Origin of the sequence: Rhodoferax sp. BLA1 (assembly GCF_013416775.1) — a bacterium.
Classification (GTDB): domain Bacteria; phylum Pseudomonadota; class Gammaproteobacteria; order Burkholderiales; family Burkholderiaceae_C; genus Rhodoferax.
The window spans coordinates 219459-234846 of record NZ_SZVI01000001.1 but is presented as its reverse complement, the minus strand read 5'-3'; the positions used below and the strand labels follow the sequence as shown (position 1 = coordinate 234846).

11 protein-coding genes and 1 pseudogene are annotated in these 15388 nt (G+C 56.8%); 5 read left to right on the top strand and 7 right to left on the bottom strand.

The window, feature by feature from the left end:
- Positions 1-28: 28 nt before the first annotated feature.
- The gene (locus FDG13_RS01120) at positions 29-1147 is read right to left on the bottom strand and encodes an SMP-30/gluconolactonase/LRE family protein (protein ID WP_180124918.1); all 1119 of its coding nucleotides are present in this window, start codon (positions 1145-1147) and stop codon (positions 29-31) included.
- 212 nt (positions 1148-1359) lie between these two features.
- On the opposite strand from FDG13_RS01120, the gene FDG13_RS01115 reads away from it, so the two are divergent.
- The 3 genes from FDG13_RS01115 to FDG13_RS01105 all read left to right on the top strand — a co-directional run bounded on the left by FDG13_RS01115 (position 1360) and on the right by FDG13_RS01105 (position 5634).
- The gene (locus tag FDG13_RS01115) at positions 1360-2109 is read left to right on the top strand and encodes a FadR/GntR family transcriptional regulator (RefSeq protein ID WP_180124915.1); all 750 of its coding nucleotides are present in this window, start codon (positions 1360-1362) and stop codon (positions 2107-2109) included.
- A gap of 302 nt (positions 2110-2411) precedes the next feature.
- Positions 2412-3755, top strand: coding sequence for a glucarate dehydratase (gene gudD, locus FDG13_RS01110; RefSeq protein WP_180124913.1), 1344 nt, complete (start codon positions 2412-2414; stop codon positions 3753-3755).
- Positions 3756-3948: 193 nt separating this feature from the next.
- Positions 3949-5634: a methyl-accepting chemotaxis protein gene (locus FDG13_RS01105; RefSeq protein WP_180124911.1), complete on the top strand. Its 1686-nt coding sequence runs from the start codon at positions 3949-3951 to the stop codon at positions 5632-5634.
- Positions 5635-5853: 219 nt separating this feature from the next.
- Here FDG13_RS01105 and amt read toward each other — a convergent pair whose 3' ends face one another.
- Together amt and glnK are read right to left on the bottom strand one after the other, a co-directional pair.
- Positions 5854-7425 (bottom strand): ammonium transporter, encoded by a 1572-nt coding sequence (gene amt, locus FDG13_RS01100; protein ID WP_180124909.1) that lies wholly within the window; start codon positions 7423-7425, stop codon positions 5854-5856.
- A gap of 33 nt (positions 7426-7458) precedes the next feature.
- Complete coding sequence (gene glnK / locus FDG13_RS01095) at positions 7459-7797, bottom strand: P-II family nitrogen regulator (RefSeq protein WP_078365450.1); 339 nt, start codon at positions 7795-7797, stop codon at positions 7459-7461.
- Between the two features lie 253 nt (positions 7798-8050).
- Here glnK and FDG13_RS01090 point away from each other — a divergent pair.
- Positions 8051-9190: pseudogene (locus FDG13_RS01090) on the top strand (YifB family Mg chelatase-like AAA ATPase); the annotation flags it as partial.
- Positions 9191-9612: 422 nt separating this feature from the next.
- Here FDG13_RS01090 and FDG13_RS01085 read toward each other — a convergent pair.
- From FDG13_RS01085 to FDG13_RS01070, 4 genes are read right to left on the bottom strand one after another with little or no spacing between them, the layout of a single operon-like run.
- Positions 9613-10104: a hypothetical protein gene (locus FDG13_RS01085; RefSeq protein WP_180124908.1), complete on the bottom strand. Its 492-nt coding sequence runs from the start codon at positions 10102-10104 to the stop codon at positions 9613-9615.
- Positions 10105-10118: 14 nt separating this feature from the next.
- On the bottom strand, positions 10119-11444 hold the full coding sequence (locus FDG13_RS01080; protein WP_180124905.1) for a hypothetical protein: 1326 nt from the start codon (positions 11442-11444) through the stop codon (positions 10119-10121).
- Between the two features lie 15 nt (positions 11445-11459).
- Positions 11460-12569: a UvrD-helicase domain-containing protein gene (locus tag FDG13_RS01075; protein WP_180124903.1), complete on the bottom strand. Its 1110-nt coding sequence runs from the start codon at positions 12567-12569 to the stop codon at positions 11460-11462.
- A gap of 20 nt (positions 12570-12589) precedes the next feature.
- Positions 12590-13993, bottom strand: a complete 1404-nt coding sequence (locus tag FDG13_RS01070) for a protein kinase (RefSeq protein WP_180124901.1) — start codon at positions 13991-13993, stop codon at positions 12590-12592.
- A gap of 622 nt (positions 13994-14615) precedes the next feature.
- Between FDG13_RS01070 and FDG13_RS01065 the strand changes: the two genes are divergently transcribed.
- The gene (locus tag FDG13_RS01065) at positions 14616-15107 is read left to right on the top strand and encodes an RDD family protein (RefSeq protein ID WP_180124898.1); all 492 of its coding nucleotides are present in this window, start codon (positions 14616-14618) and stop codon (positions 15105-15107) included.
- Positions 15108-15388 lie beyond the last annotated feature (281 nt).

The window sequence follows — 15388 nt, the reverse complement described above, 5'->3', positions numbered from 1 at the left end:
GTAGGTGAGAAAAAAGAAAGTGACTGGACTAAACAGCGCCGTGTGTTTCCACATACAACGCATACAGAGAATGGCTGCTGGCCATGTACAAGCGGTTGCGCTCGGGGCCGCCAAATTCGAGGTTGGCACAGCGTTCGGGCAGCTTGATGAAGCCGATGGCTTTGCCTTGGGCGCTGAAGACTTTCACGCCATCCATTTCTTCGGAGTTGCCGGTGGGCAAATGGGCTTTCAGGCCACCACCGACATCGGTGGCTTCGGCAGCAAACGCGCCGCTGTGGCCCCAGCCACACCACAGATTGCCGTCGCGGTCTACCCGGAAGCCGTCCAGGGAACCGGTGCCGTTGGCGTCGATCAGTTTGGTTTTGTTGCTCACCGTGCCATCCGCATTGACATCAAAGCTCCAGATGCTGCGGTTGGGGGTGCCTTTCCACTCGACCACATACAGCTTGCTCTCGTCGGGTGAGAAGGCCAGACCATTGGGGTTGACCAGGTCGGTGATCACCGCCGTGATCTGGCCGCCTTTGGCGATGCGGTAGACATTGGTGGTCGCCTGCTCCGGTTTGGCACGTGAGCCTTCCCATTCACCGTTGATGCCAAACAGTGGGTCGGTGAACCAGACGCTGTCGTCTGACTTGACCACCACATCGTTGGGCGCGTTGAGGCGTTTGCCTTCAAAACGGTCGGCCAGCACTGTTTTCTTGCCGTTTTTCTCGGTACGAACCACGCGCCGTGTGACGGAGTGTTCACACGTGATCAGACGGCCTTGGCGGTCCCGCGTGTTGCCATTGGCATAGTTGACGTTTTGCTGGTACACGGAAAATTTGCCGGTGGCTTCATCAAACTTCATCAGCCGGTTGTTGGGAATGTCACTGCACAGCAAGTAGCCTGGTTGGCCCGCCACCACATTGGGGAAGTAGGCAGGACCTTCGGCCCAACGCATGCCGGTGCCAACCTGCTCCACCGTGCTGCTGTAGAGCCGGTATTTGGCAAAGCTGGGGTCCAGGATCAACACCGAGGGGTCTGGGTAGCGCTGGTTGGGGCTGAAGCTGAAGGCTTGCGCCAAAGCGCTTGTGCTGGCAGCTGCCAGACTGGTGCTGGCGGCCAGCTTCAAAAAGCGGCGGCGCGGGTTGATCGAGGTCTCTTGCATGGGTTGTCTCCTGGCATGGCTCGGTTGGAAGATGGACGCTGGTGTGTTGCTCTGTGTGGGGCTATCGCCCTCTTGTGGCAGGTTATTCATCAGGTCACTGGACGGAAATGGTTTAACGCTTTACAGTTCGATATCGGCTTAACTTGTCAGTTGTATGTTGTCTGACGAGTTAAATTGTGATCCGCAGAAATCAGGGAGTCAATCGTTTTTTTATGGAATCATGGAAAACCCCTAGTACCCCGGCGAGCCGTCAACGGCGGCCGCGTGGGCTGGTGCAAGAAATCGTCAACAGCCTGGCTGCCAGCATCCGCGAAGGTGCCATCAAACCGGGCGACAAACTGCCCACGGAGTCGGAAATCATGGCCCGGTTTGAGGTCAGCCGCACGGTGGTGCGTGAAGCCTTGTCCAATTTGCAGGCCTCGGGTTTGGTGGAAACCCGCCACGGCATTGGCACTTTTGCTCTGGCGCTGCCCGATACCAGTAACTTCAGAATCACCGGCTGCGATTTTTCGACGCTGGCCGATGTGATTGCCTTGCTGGAGCTGCGCATCAGCCTGGAGACCGAGGCCGCTGGCCTGGCTGCTCAGCGCCGCACCGATGCCAATCTGGCCGCCATGGAGCTGGCCCTCAAGGCGTTTTCGGATGCCATTGAGCACGACTCCGAGGCTGTGCCCTCAGACTTTGCGTTCCATATGGAGGTTTCGCGCGCCACGGGCAACCGCCACTTTGCCGACCTGATGACCTATCTGGGCACCATGATCATCCCGCGCACCCGGATCAACACCTCGAACAGTGCGCCAGAAGGGCGGCTGAAGTATTTGCAGCAGGCACATGGTGACCACGAAAACATTTTTAACGCGATCCGCAACCGTGATTCGGATGGCGCGCGCGCCGCGATGCGCACGCATCTGAGCAACAGCCGCGAACGCCTGCGCCGGGCGCAACTCAGCCAAGTGCAGTGATTGCCATCGTATCCATAGCATGTTTCCCTTTTGGTGTAAGGGCTGCGGGCAAAAAACAGCCACTTTTCTGAATGGTGGCCCATGGGGGTGGCGCGACCCAATTTCCCCTTTTTCATATGTGAACGGCTTGTCCACAAGCTGTGATGGTGTTGGGTCCAGGGGCGCTTGAGCCTGAGTGCATGCTGGCGGCTGCGGCGCGTGGGTGAGGGTTGGTCCTCTTGTCAATTACAGCTCTTTAGTTGTACGATGTCTGCTAAGTAGATCCTTCCATCAACCTTCATCCATTGAGAAAGAGCGTCGTCATGCCAGCAGTTGCCCCCCATCACACCCCCGTTGTTACCCACATGCGTGTTGTCCCGGTTGCCGGACATGACGGCATGCTGCTCAACCTGAGCGGGGCACACGGGCCATTTTTCACCCGCAACCTGGTCATCCTGACCGACAGCTCGGGCCACACCGGCGTGGGCGAGGTGCCTGGTGGTGAAAAAATCCGTCAGACGCTGGAAGCGGCGCAAGACATGATTGTTGGCCAGTCGATTGGCCACTGGAACCAGGTGCTCAACAGCCTGCGTGTCGCTTTTGCTGACCGCGACAGTGGTGGCCGTGGGCAACAGACCTTTGACTTGCGTATCGCCATCCATGCGGTCACCGCAGTCGAAAGTGCCTTATTGGATCTGCTGGGCCAACACCTGGGGGTGCCGGTGGCTGCCTTGCTGGGTGAGGGGCAGCAACGGACCAGCGTGGCCGTACTCGGCTATCTGTTTTATGTGGCTGACCGCCAGCAAACCGATTTGCCCTACCGCAGTGAGCCCGACCAGGCCGACGACTGGCTGCGCCTGCGCCACGAAAAAGCCCTGGATGCCCAAGCGGTGGTCCGGCTGGCCGAAGCGGCTTATGCCCGTTATGGCTTCAAGGATTTCAAGCTCAAAGGCGGCGTGCTGCGCGGTGAGGAGGAAATGGAAGCGGTCGAGGCGCTGCATGCACGTTTTCCTGACGCGCGCATCACACTTGACCCGAACGGTGGCTGGCTGCTCAAAGACGCGATCCGCCTGTGCCGTGACCACCGCGATGCATTGGCCTATGCCGAAGACCCATGTGGTGCCGAGGGTGTGTTCTCGGGACGTGAAGTGATGGCCGAGTTCCGGCGCGAAACCGGTCTGTTGACCGCCACCAACATGATCGCCACCGACTGGCGCGAAATGGCGCACTCGGTGGCCTTGCACAGCGTGGACATCCCGCTGGCCGATCCCCACTTCTGGACCATGCAGGGCTCGGTACGGGTGGCGCAGTTGTGCCAGATGAACGGGTTGACCTGGGGCTCACATTCCAACAACCACTTTGACATCTCGCTGGCGATGTTCACCCATGTGGCTGCCGCAGCGCCCGGCAAGGTCACCGCGATCGACACCCACTGGATCTGGCAGGACGGCCAGCGCCTGACCAAGGCGCCGCTGCAGATTGTGGACGGCAACATCACCGTGCCGGTCAAGCCGGGGCTGGGCATTGAGCTGGACATGGTGGAGGTTGAAAAAGCGCACCAGCTGTACCTGCAGCATGGCCTGGGGGCGCGGGATGATGCCATTGCCATGCAGTACCTGATTCCCGGCTGGAAGTTTGACAACAAACGCCCGAGCCTGGTGCGCTGAACGGTGCTTTTTGCCCTGAGCATCTGCATCAAGGTTTTGTCCATACCCAAGATGGGCAAAGGGAGACCCTGGCTGCCAAGTCTGTTCGCTGCACAGCAGCGCTGCAGCTTGGCTTTCTGATCAGTTCGCCGACAAGCTCGGCTTCAATTGGCCTGAACGCCTGATGGCGTCAGCGCCTTTCGAGAGATATCCCATGAACAAGCTGAAAATCTCCACGCGGCTGTCCCTAGGCTTCGCGGTCATCACACTCGCTTTTTTGGTGTTGTCTGCGTTTGCTGCATGGCGGATACACCAAGTGTCTCTGGCAACAGAGCGTATGGAGTCGGAGACCCAGTTGCTGGATCTGGCCGAAAAATGGCAGGCCGACATTCGCGAAAATTCGGCACGCGCGCTGGCCATGGCTTATGGCCCGGGGACGGTGATGTTGGCATTTTTCAAGGCTGACGTGGATGCCACTACCGCGCAGACGGTTGCCACACAGAAGAAGTTCCTGGAACTGGCCAAGGACGACAGTATCCTCCAGCAGGTAGGCGTTGTGGATCAGGCGAGCAAGGCCTATCTGGAGGCGCGTGAAGAAGCGATCACGCTGAAGGACTCGGGTGATGGCGCGGGTGCCCAGGAACTGGTGCGCAGCAAGTTCGCCCCGGCCGCCGCCGAGTACGTGCGGGCCACCCAGGCTTTGGTGAACGGCCAGCTGGTCAGCATCGCCAAAACACAGGATGACATTGAGGCCATTTTCAACCAGCTCTACTTGGTGGGTGGTGCGCTGCTGGCCCTGTGTGTGGGCATCGCAGTGTTTGCCAGCTGGAGCATCTCACGCGGTATTGCCAAAGGTATCACGCTGGCCAGCAGCGCCGCCGAGCGTTTTGGCGAAGGCGACTTGAGCCAGACCCTGCCGCAGGACGGCCAAGACGAAATCGCCCATCTGTTACAAGCCCTCTCCAAAATGCAAGCCAATCTGGTTGGGGTGGTTCAACGTGTGCGCCAAGGCTCCGAGTCTGTGGCCACCGCCAGTTCCGAGATCGCGCAGGGCAACCACGACTTGTCTTCGCGTACCGAATCCCAAGCCAGCGCTTTGGAGGAAACCGCCGCGTCCATGGAAGAGCTGTCTTCCACCGTCAAACAAAACGCGGATAACGCGCGCCAGGCCAACCAGTTGGCCCTGAGTGCCTCGACAGTGGCGGCGCAAGGTGGTGAAGTCGTCGCGCAGGTGGTGGACACCATGAAGGGTATCAACGAAGCGTCTCGCAAAATATCGGACATCATCAGCGTCATCGACGGTATCGCATTCCAGACCAATATCCTGGCCCTGAATGCGGCTGTTGAAGCAGCCCGCGCCGGTGAACAAGGCCGAGGTTTTGCAGTCGTCGCCTCAGAAGTGCGCAGCCTGGCCGGGCGCAGCGCCGAAGCCGCCAAGGAAATCAAACTGCTGATCAACAACAGTGTGGAACGGGTCGAACAAGGCACGGCCCTGGTGGACAAGGCTGGCAGCACGATGACCGAGGTGGTGACCTCGATCAAACGGGTGACCGACATCATGGGCGAGATCAGTGCCGCCAGCAACGAACAAAGCCAAGGCGTCAGCCAGGTCGGTGAAGCAGTCACACAGATGGACCAAGCCACGCAGCAGAACGCGGCTTTGGTCGAAGAAATGGCCGCAGCGGCCAGCAGCCTGCGCTCACAAGCACATGACCTGGTGCAAACGGTGGCGGTGTTCAAGCTGGGTGTTAACGACCACGGCCGAGCCTCCCTTTTGTCGACGCCTGCTGTGGGTGTCCAGGCGCGCAAGCCAGTTCAAGTGTCTTTGGCTGCCCCCGCTTCAGTCACATCATTGGCACAGGACCGCAGCACGACGGATGCCAATTGGGAGAGTTTCTGAAGCCCTGAGGACCTATGCCCTCTGAAACGCCGCGATGTGCTTGTGGCGTGATCTCAACATGGCATGAAGAGGGTGTTGGCCAAAGTGCTTGGCCCAGTTTGGCCACCGACTTGACCAAAAAAAACCCACCGGGGTCGCAAACACCCGGTGGGCCAACTCTCTAGGAAGCACTCAAAAAAAATACCTGTTGCAGGCACGGGGCCTGCAACCCGCCAGACCTTAACGGCCGTAGGCAGTTTCACCGTGGGAGGTGATGTCCAGACCTTCGCGTTCGCTTTCTTCGCTGACACGCAGACCAATGGTCATGTCCACAATCTTGTAGGCCACGAACGACACCACACCCGACCAGATCACGGTGGTCAACACCGCCTTGGTTTGCACCCAGACTTGGGCTGCGATGGAGTAGTCGGCCGATGTCACCATGGTGGCTGTGACCCAGTCCGCCACGTAGCCGGGGCCGCCGAGGGCGGGGCTGTTGAAGACACCGGTCAGGATGGCACCCAAGATACCGCAGACACCGTGCACACCGAACACGTCCAGCGAGTCGTCAGCGCCCAGCAGTTTCTTCAGGCCATTCACACCCCACAGGCCAGCAAAACCAGACAGGAAACCAATCACCAGCGCACCACCGATACCGACGTTGCCAGCGGCGGGTGTGATGGCAACCAAGCCCGCCACACAACCGGAAGCTGCACCCAGCATGGAGGCTTTGCCGCGCATCAGGGTTTCACCGATACACCAGGCCAGGATGGCCGCAGCGGTGGCACCAAAGGTGTTGATGAAGGCCAGAGCCGCAAAACCGTTGGCTTCCAGAGCGGAGCCAGCGTTGAAACCAAACCAGCCCACCCACAGCAGGGAGGCGCCGACCATGGTCAAAGTCAGGCTGTGAGGCGCCATCGACTCTTTGCCGTAGCCAATACGTTTGCCAACCATGTAGGAACCCACCAGACCGGCCACAGCGGCGTTGATGTGCACCACCGTACCACCCGCGAAGTCCAGCGCACCCCACTGCCAGATCATGCCGGCCTTGCTGGTCATTTCTTCAGCCACGGACGCAGCGCTGTAGGCATCGGGGCCCATCCAGAACCAGACCATGTGGGCAATCGGTGCGTAAGCAAAGGTGAACCACAGCACCATGAAAGCCAGCACCGCAGAGAACTTCATACGTTCGGCAAAAGCGCCCACGATCAGGGTACCGGTGATACCGGCAAAGGTGGCCTGGAAGGCGGCGAACACGATTTCAGGAATCACCACGCCCTTGCTGAAGGTCGCGCCGTTGGCAAAGGTGCCTGCAACGTTGTCCCAGACGCCCGCCATGAAGAGTCGGTCAAAGCCGCCAAAGAACGCGTTGCCCTCGGTGAACGCCAGGCTGTAGCCATAAACGAACCACAACACCACGATCATCGAGAAGGTGACCATGACCTGCATCAGCACTGACAGCATGTTCTTGGAGCGGACCAGGCCGCCGTAGAACAGCGCCAGACCAGGCACCGTCATCAAAATCACCAGCAGGGTGGAGACCATCATCCAGGCGGTGTCGCCCTTGTTTGGAACAGGTGCGGGCGCGGCAGCGGGCGCAGCCGCTTCGGCGGCGGCTGGGGCAGCAGCAGCGGCTGCAGCAGGTGCCTCGGCAGGCGCAGCGGCCGCCGGAGCAGCGGCGTCAGGGGCTGCGGGTGCAGCGGTGGTTGCCGCAGCTTCAGACGTGGTTGGGGCGGGGGCCTGCGCCAAGGCAACGGTGCCGCCAAGCAACAAGCTCATGCCCAGCGCAAAGGATGCAAGTAGTTTTTTCATGTTGTGAATCTCGTGTGAAGTGAGAAGTGGGCGTCAGAGCGCTTCCTTGCCGGTTTCGCCGGTGCGGATGCGGATCACCTGCTCAACCGGTGTGACAAAAATCTTGCCATCACCAATCTTGCCGGTGCGCGCGGCGCCTTCGATGGCTTCGATGACCTGGTCGAGCATCTCGTCAGACACGGCGGCCTCGACCTTGACCTTGGGCAGAAAATCCACCACATACTCAGCACCTCGATAGAGTTCGGTGTGTCCCTTTTGGCGACCGAAGCCTTTGACTTCGGTAACGGTGATGCCCTGCACACCGATGGAGGAGAGCGCTTCGCGCACCTCATCGAGCTTGAAGGGTTTAACAATAGCAGTGACAAGTTTCATGAGTTCTCCTTGGCTTGGAAAGAGTGGGTCACACTCGGCGGGTTCAGAGTCATCGGCCTCTCCAACAAGTGGGTTGACGAGCTTGTAAAGCAGGGTTCGTGCCAGACGCCTGGTTTTGCCTGGCTGGAGCCTTGTAAATCAGCATGAAAACTGTGGGTTAAGATATCTGTATAAATAACCAGTAAGCACCATCGTGGTGCATCAATCGGAGGCGCTGCCTGTTGGTCGTGCACCGTTTTAGTCAGGAGGTTTCATGAGTCTGTCTTTGGTGCAAAGCCGGGCCCTGCTGGGCCTGGATGCGGCGGCTGTCACCGTCGAAGTCCACCTGGCCAACGGTTTACCAAGTTTCACTTTGGTGGGTTTGGCCGATGTCGAGGTGAAAGAAGCGCGTGAGCGGGTGCGCTCGGCCATCCAGAACTCGGGCCTGGAGTTTCCCAACAACAAGAAAATTGTGGTCAACCTGGCGCCGGCCGACTTGCCCAAAGACTCGGGCCGGTTTGATTTACCGATTGCGCTGGGTATTCTGGGCGCCAGTGGCCAGATTGATGCAGCTGCTTTGACGGGCTGGGAATTTGCCGGTGAGTTGTCCTTGTCGGGCGAATTGCGCCCGGTGCGGGGTGCGCTGGCCATGAGCCTGGCCTTGCATGGCAGCGGTGTTGTCACCCAGCTGGTGTTGCCGCCAGACAGCGCCGAAGAGGCCGCGCTGGTGCCCAGTGCCCAGGTGTACCGTGCCCGGCATCTGCTCGATGTGGTACAGAACTTCTTGCCAGCTGCTTCAGAAAACAGAGCGGCCGAGCCAGGTGATGGTTGGGTCAGGGTCGATTCTGAGCCTTTTGTAAAAGTGGTCGATTACCCCGATCTGGCCGATGTCAGAGGCCAGTTGGGCGCCAAACGGGCGCTGGAGATTGCCGCCGCAGGTGGCCACAGCCTGCTGCTGATGGGGCCTCCGGGCGCGGGCAAATCGATGTTGGCGCAGCGTTTTGTGGGCCTGCTGCCACCCATGAGCACCGATGAAGCGCTGCAAAGTGCCGCCGTCGCCAGCCTGGGTGGGAGCTTTTCGCTGGCCAACTGGGCGCGTCGGCCTACCTGCCAGCCACATCACACGGCCAGCGCAGTGGCGCTGGTGGGTGGCGGATCACCACCGCGCCCCGGCGAAATCTCGCTGGCGCATCATGGCGTCTTGTTCCTGGACGAATTTCCGGAGTTTCCACGAGCCGCTTTGGAGGCCCTGCGTGAGCCGCTGGAGACCGGCACCATCACCATCTCGCGCGCAGCGCGGCGCAGCGAGTTTCCGGCGCGTTTCCAGCTGATTGGTGCGATGAACCCCTGCCCCTGTGGTTACCTGGGCTCCAACCAGAAGGCCTGCCGTTGCACCCCTGACCAGGTGGCGCGTTTGTTGGTTTTCGTAATTAGTGACATCTGTTCAGAGTTGCTGCGCTGGTTCATTCGAAGTTGCTGCCAGTTTCCGCTACGAAATCCTGAAAAAAATGGTGGCAAGTATTCAATGTGCTAATGAGCAAGTGGCCTGGGCACCAAATATTCAACCAAAGCCAACAGAATCTCAGCGTTCTGGATACCTCAGCTACCGACCGAAAGTGGAATTCCGAACGATCAGTTTCAATGCATGAAAGCTGCCACTCGCCAGTGGCGGATCCGGGTCTCTCGGTGTCTCTTAACTCACTGGTGCTGACCTACCCATAGCTGAGGCCCTCATTCAATCTAATCGAGCGTAAGCAAACATTCATCTATTCAGGCGAAGTATTTTGGGGGGGCAACAAATCACATTGCCCGCAAATCAACAGTACAAGCCAGCCTCTAAAAGATGATCAATTTGGCTCCATTGGCTGTAGTTACCGAAACCGGATCGGGACAGTTCTCGAACGGAATCGCGACGTAGTCGTCGCAATGCAACATCACCTCGTGCCCCTCGCGGTGAGCGGCTGCCAAATCCACATCCACATACTGTGCAGCATCTAATAGTCCTTGAACCTGTCCCACGGTTGCGCCTTTCAGAATATAGAGCAAGTCCGAGGTGGACCTTGACCAGCAGTATCGGTAGTTGCCCAGCGGTAGGATGCGGACCGTCTGCTGGCCATAACCTGATGCGACGACACGCAGGCTCGTAACAAATATCGACTGACTTCGGAATCTGACTCCGAAGCGCTTGAGGAACCAATCGTCCGCAGCTTCATGCAAATCTAATGCTAGATCCCTCGGCCTGCGGTCCTTGCGTGTCGGCGCAACGAAAGGATGAGAGATAACAGTGGCGATTCCTCGCAAGAACGTGAGCGTTTCAAAGGACTCCATATATACCGGTCCAATTAACCACGCAAACGTTTAGAGCGGTTCAGTGCGGGAGATGGCGTTGGCAACTTCCGCTCTGGCACCAATTCCAGTGCTTCGTGCAGCAGACGTCTCAATAGTCCATCCCGCCTCGCATGGTCCTCCATTAGCTGTCTCTCATCGCCTGCCTGCGCTCTCGAATCGTCATCATTGCCGAACCTGAAGAAAACATCCACTCCCGGGAACAGCTCTACCGAACAGGCCCTGGGGTGCGTCGGCTTCATGACATCTGCCTTCAGCGGCAGGCGAGATAGAACTTCTAACTCCGCAAATGCGATATCGCAGGTTGGCCGTCGCCCCGGCGAGAAAGGCTGAAGTAGATCACGAGCCATCTTGAGGCCGAATCCAGAGAATGCCTCCCGCCAGTCAAATCCTTCCGATAGGCTTGCAAACATGCCATACCAAATCACCACAGTGGGATAGGCGGAAATCAAGGGCGCCAACAACCTGAAGTGGGACAGAGAACCCGGAAGTATTTCATTGCAGAAGAATGCAATGCAAATTGCGCCAAGCTCCCCGTTTGGGAGCTTGGTTGTCACGGCTTGCACCAACTGGCTGAATGCCACCGACCTGTCATCGAAGGGACCGCGCATAGCTTCAACCTCGCGACGGATACCCCCGAGTGACTCCGCCAACTTGCCTCCAAGCCAGCTTAGAGATTGACGCCCGGAGACTGTCTCCGCTATAGCAGCCTGCGGCCCGTCTCCCAATTGCGGTGAAGCGCCTTTACCCTGCAGAGTTCTTATCCACGAGATCGAAGCGGCGTGCTCCATTGGGGAGTCCATTTTCATAATTTCCCGAATGCGCAACCACCGCTCTACAACTACATCGGACGACAAGTCTCCGTGCAATGCTGCCGATCGATATACCGCGAAGGAAAGTGTCCATCTTGACGCTCCATAGCTGGCACTCTCAGTGGGCGACTTGGAGTTCCTCAGTGAGGCTGTCAAAAGCTCGCCTATGGCCAATCCAATCGCTGATCTAAGTTGGTGAGTACTTAGATCGGGAGATATCTCTTTAAATCGGTGCAATGGTTCCTTTAATGAATCATTGTCCAAAACACGAAGGTACGCTGTGATCGGAACAAACGCGGAAAAGTACGTCGCCGCGTCCGCAAAAAGCGATTCAGCATCACCTAATGCTGGCCGAAGCGCCACGGGCAGCTCCAGCCCATCTCCATATTCAGACCAAAAACACTCGTGAAGCGCTTGTCGGCCCTTCTTAGAAAATAGATCTTCGGGAATTTGAGCAGACTTTAGGTCAGCGCCGAAGATCGCTGAGGTGGTGAGCTTGGTTATACGCATCAAATTGCCAACTCGTTAAAATAGATCACTAAGTTCGGTGTCGTCAGGGGGCGGCGACAACAATGCAACTGCGGAGTCTAGGTAGCCTGGAACACTCCCCGTGTAGTAGAGGCTTACCGATGTTTTCGCCCGAAGGACCCCTGTATAGACCAATCTCTTCTGTGTCGCGCCCATCCTGTAAAGCGCTTCACATCCGCCAATGTGTACAGCGCGAAACTCCCACCCCTTCCCCCCATGCAACGTGTCCGACCATATACGCCCTTTGTCAACCAGTGAGGAGTCAGCTAGAAACTTCTCGAAGGCCACGCACTGCTCCTTCTTCGGAAAGAGCACTCCAATGTGTTCCGTGGGGTAAAGGTTAAGTTGCGGACCCAACTTCTTGAGGATCGCTGCGATTTGCTCATCAAAGCCATCACATCGAACAATAACGACAGATGAAGGTTTCGATTTTTCGTCGTACTTTGACTCAGCAGCAATTGCTGGAAAGTTCTTCGAGTCCTTCAATATCCCGTCGGCAACTTTGCAGATATGCAGACCACTCCTGTAGTGATACTTCAAGTTCACAACGTTATCGCCAACCAGTTGTTCCAGTACGCCGGGCGTGTGTGTCATCTTGTAAATTGACTGTCGCGTGTCTGCAACCAGAACCAACCTCTTAGTCAATTTTCGAAGTACCAGCAACTCTGTATCGGTATAGTCCTGCGCTTCATCGACAAGCAAAGAATCAAAAGTGTTCTCGATGCCGTGTGAGTCCAGCAATGCTTTGGCCTTGCCAGCCAATAGGTTGCGATCTACTTCAAAATCTTTTGTTAGCGAGTATGAGACACCATATTCATCAAGCAAATCTCGAAACAAGCGAATTCCCGTCGTCGCAATTTCCGGTGGTACTCCATATTGCGCGCATCCCAGCCTTACAAAGTCTCTTAGGCTCGATGTGAAGACTATCACCTTGAGGTTGCTCAGCTTCTTCAAGACCAGCCTCTTGGCGCGCAACAAAAGAATATTGGTCTTCCCAGACCCAGCTGGGCCACGGATGAGAAAACTCTCGTCAATGCCGATATTTTGAACGGCTCGCCCCTGCTCTTTGTCGAGGTCTTTATCGTTAATCCAGAACGTGTGATTCATGAGCGCGATCCTTGGGGTTCTCAGTTTTCAAGTGCCTTTGCCACTGTTTGAGCAAACGCCTGCTCACAAAGCTCTGCCGCCCTTTCGACAGAGAACATCTCACGCCAACTCGCCGCGAATAATTCCTGTGAATCCATCTTGCCAGTAAAGCCAATATCCGTGGCCGCCTCGGTGTCGCTAGCAATGCGGAGAACGATGCTGACTGTGACAACCTTGTAAAACAGCAAATCAGCGTTTTTATCAAAAGAAAACAGAAGCTCGTAGACACCACCGGAGGCGGAATGGCTTCCACTGAAGGTTGGGAAAACGGGGTCGCTCATTAAGAACTGACGCAGTTCAAGGAAGACGCCGTTCTGAAGCTTCCAAAGCTCCTGTGCACGAGAAGCCCTAGGCGGCATTGCGCTTAGCGTCTCCTGTACCTGGAGTCGCCGTTCATCCGCCTGAATCTGCTTCAGCCGAACATCGCGCAGTTGAGACCTGTCTCCCGCTGGAGCTGGCCCTGAGAAGCTTGCCCAGTCTAGATGCTTCAGGCGTTCGCGCCAACTCTTGATTAGGCACGCCTCCGCCAACTTCACCAGCCACGGTTCGCAATCCGACGAAGAAATCTCCGGCGTGTGAAGTTTGACCGCCTCATAAAGCTTGGCCGGCGGCGTGTCACGGCCACGAAAGATCGGATAACGCATGATCATGTCATGTAGCGTTGCGCCGATTTGGTAGAAAGTGACCGCGCGCCACGCGTCTCGGTCCGTTCCCAGTTCGTCCCGCCACACAAACTCACGGGGGCTGTAGCGAACCGATGCAACAAACTCGTCGCCTGATATGCGGTCATCCATGGCATCTGGTGGACGCAGTACAACTCCAAGGTCAAGCAGCGTTAGCGTCTTGAAGTCATCACTAATCACTATGTTCGCTGGCTTGATATCGCGATGAACCAGATCTCGCTCCTCCAGAAACTGCGCCGCACCGGCAAGTTGATTGACTAGAGGTGCTATGGCTTCGTAGGGCAGTTTGTCCAGTATTTTGTCAAGAGACTGACCGGGAACGTACTCCATTACCAAATAAAGTGTCTGTAGTTCTGCATCAACACCACCATCAAATATCTCTACAAGGCTGGGGTGATGCTTCCTACCTTTGAGTTGAAGCTGGAGTTCGAGTCGTTGCTGCTGTTGCTCAAAACCATACCGCTCCAATTGCTCAGGAAAAAACACTTTCACAGCTGCCTGCTCGCCGGCGCGCTCGCCCACGTATACGATCCCGTCTGCGCCTTTTCCCAAGACTTCCCACAAGGCCCAACCCTGCACCTCTTGGCCAACCAAGCTTCTCACGTCAATCACCGCCACATTCTGCTCCTCAATCCACGATAGGAACCTGCGTACCGCCTTCACGATGACCCGCTTTAGCCAGCGATATCTGCGCGAACTCACGGTTTACTCACCGGCAACAATCTGGTCAATGGCCCTGCCATCCGACGCGCTTTTGCGCAATGTTCTTGACCATAGTCGGCAACCATAGGCCACAGTATCGCGCAATGCCTTCGTATCTCCGCGCGCGCATGCCAATCGGAGACCTAACCGTAGCATTTTCTTTGCGAGCCGTCCGGGTTGCATCAAAAGGGCCCTTGTCAGCCAGCCAGCAATGCGGCATAGATTAAACTGAGTAGGCCAATGACGAACTGCAACAGCAGCGGTCATCGCCGCGTTTTGGGCGATGGCCCGCAATCAGCCTACTATGGAAACTTAGTCGCAACAACCAGTGTACGCGGAACCACTAAATTTGCTTCCCCAAAGCTGTCACTCACCACTGACAGCAACTGGCCCACAGCAGGCACCACAGCCACCTGCTGCACAAGACAAAAAGTTGTTGTGTTTACGACTTTAAAGGCTCGCCGATAACGCAGGGCATCTCAGCATTTCGTAAGGGTTACTTACCTGGGTTGACCAAGCGCCAAAAAATGGCGAGATTTGGCGGCGGCGACGAAATTTGGCTATTTTGGCGGCGACCGCTAAATTATGATGATCCCAACCAAAACAACCAGGCAAAAATTCAATGCAACAAAATGATCTTGAGTACGTGGGCTTCTGGCCTCGTGTCGGCGCATCTGTCATCGACATGCTGCTGCAGCTCGCCATCATGCTGCCGCTGACCTACGCAGTCTATGGTCGACTTTCCGATCCAGGCCGGACGTTCATGGGCGTCGGGGATATGTTTATCAACCTGCTTTTGCCCGCCGCCGCGGTCATTGCGTTCTGGGTCTACAAGAGCGCAACCCCCGGAAAGATGGCTTTGTCAGCGCGCATTGTTGATGCCGATACCGGAGCGCCGTTGACGACGATGCAATCGGTCATCCGATACGTGGGCTACTTCGTTTCCATGATCCCGCTGGGCGTAGGGTTCATCTGGGTCGCTTTTGATCGCCGTAAGCAAGGCTGGCACGACAAGATGGCCAACTCTGTCGTGGTTCGTCCTGGTGGCGTGGAGCTCGTGAAATTCAATTCCAAGTCTGATTGGCGAAATCCGGCGCAGGAACCGCGGTTTTGATGCGCTTTGTTTTTCTCTTATATGAACAAAAATGACGAAACCAAAATCAATCTCGATATTGCCCGAGTCGGAATCAGCAGCTTCGCTAAAAATGTCAACTTCGTGTACCCAATCAGTAAGCAGATTCCATTTGCAAGGGAATCCGCAATGCTATGACCAACCGACTTCAAAGTTGCAAATTTCATTCGGGAAAAATAAAAAACTGCCTTCGCTGCATTGTGACTGTCTGTGTGTGTGACCTGAACACCCCCCAATTGGGGGATGTCACTGAATGCCCGCTT

Excerpts from the sequence above, each read along its gene's own strand:
- amt (WP_180124909.1), bottom strand. The coding sequence starts at position 7,425 with ATGAAAAAACTACTTGCATCCTTTGCGCTGGGCATGAGCTTGTTGCTT.
- FDG13_RS01085 (WP_180124908.1), bottom strand. The coding sequence starts at position 10,104 with ATGGAGTCCTTTGAAACGCTCACGTTCTTGCGAGGAATCGCCACTGTT.
- FDG13_RS01080 (WP_180124905.1), bottom strand. The coding sequence starts at position 11,444 with ATGCGTATAACCAAGCTCACCACCTCAGCGATCTTCGGCGCTGACCTA.
- FDG13_RS01105 (WP_180124911.1), top strand. The coding sequence starts at position 3,949 with ATGAACAAGCTGAAAATCTCCACGCGGCTGTCCCTAGGCTTCGCGGTC.
- FDG13_RS01075 (WP_180124903.1), bottom strand. The coding sequence starts at position 12,569 with ATGAATCACACGTTCTGGATTAACGATAAAGACCTCGACAAAGAGCAG.
- gudD (WP_180124913.1), top strand. The coding sequence starts at position 2,412 with ATGCCAGCAGTTGCCCCCCATCACACCCCCGTTGTTACCCACATGCGT.
- glnK (WP_078365450.1), bottom strand. The coding sequence starts at position 7,797 with ATGAAACTTGTCACTGCTATTGTTAAACCCTTCAAGCTCGATGAGGTG.
- FDG13_RS01115 (WP_180124915.1), top strand. The coding sequence starts at position 1,360 with ATGGAATCATGGAAAACCCCTAGTACCCCGGCGAGCCGTCAACGGCGG.
- FDG13_RS01120 (WP_180124918.1), bottom strand. The coding sequence starts at position 1,147 with ATGCAAGAGACCTCGATCAACCCGCGCCGCCGCTTTTTGAAGCTGGCC.
- FDG13_RS01065 (WP_180124898.1), top strand. The coding sequence starts at position 14,616 with ATGCAACAAAATGATCTTGAGTACGTGGGCTTCTGGCCTCGTGTCGGC.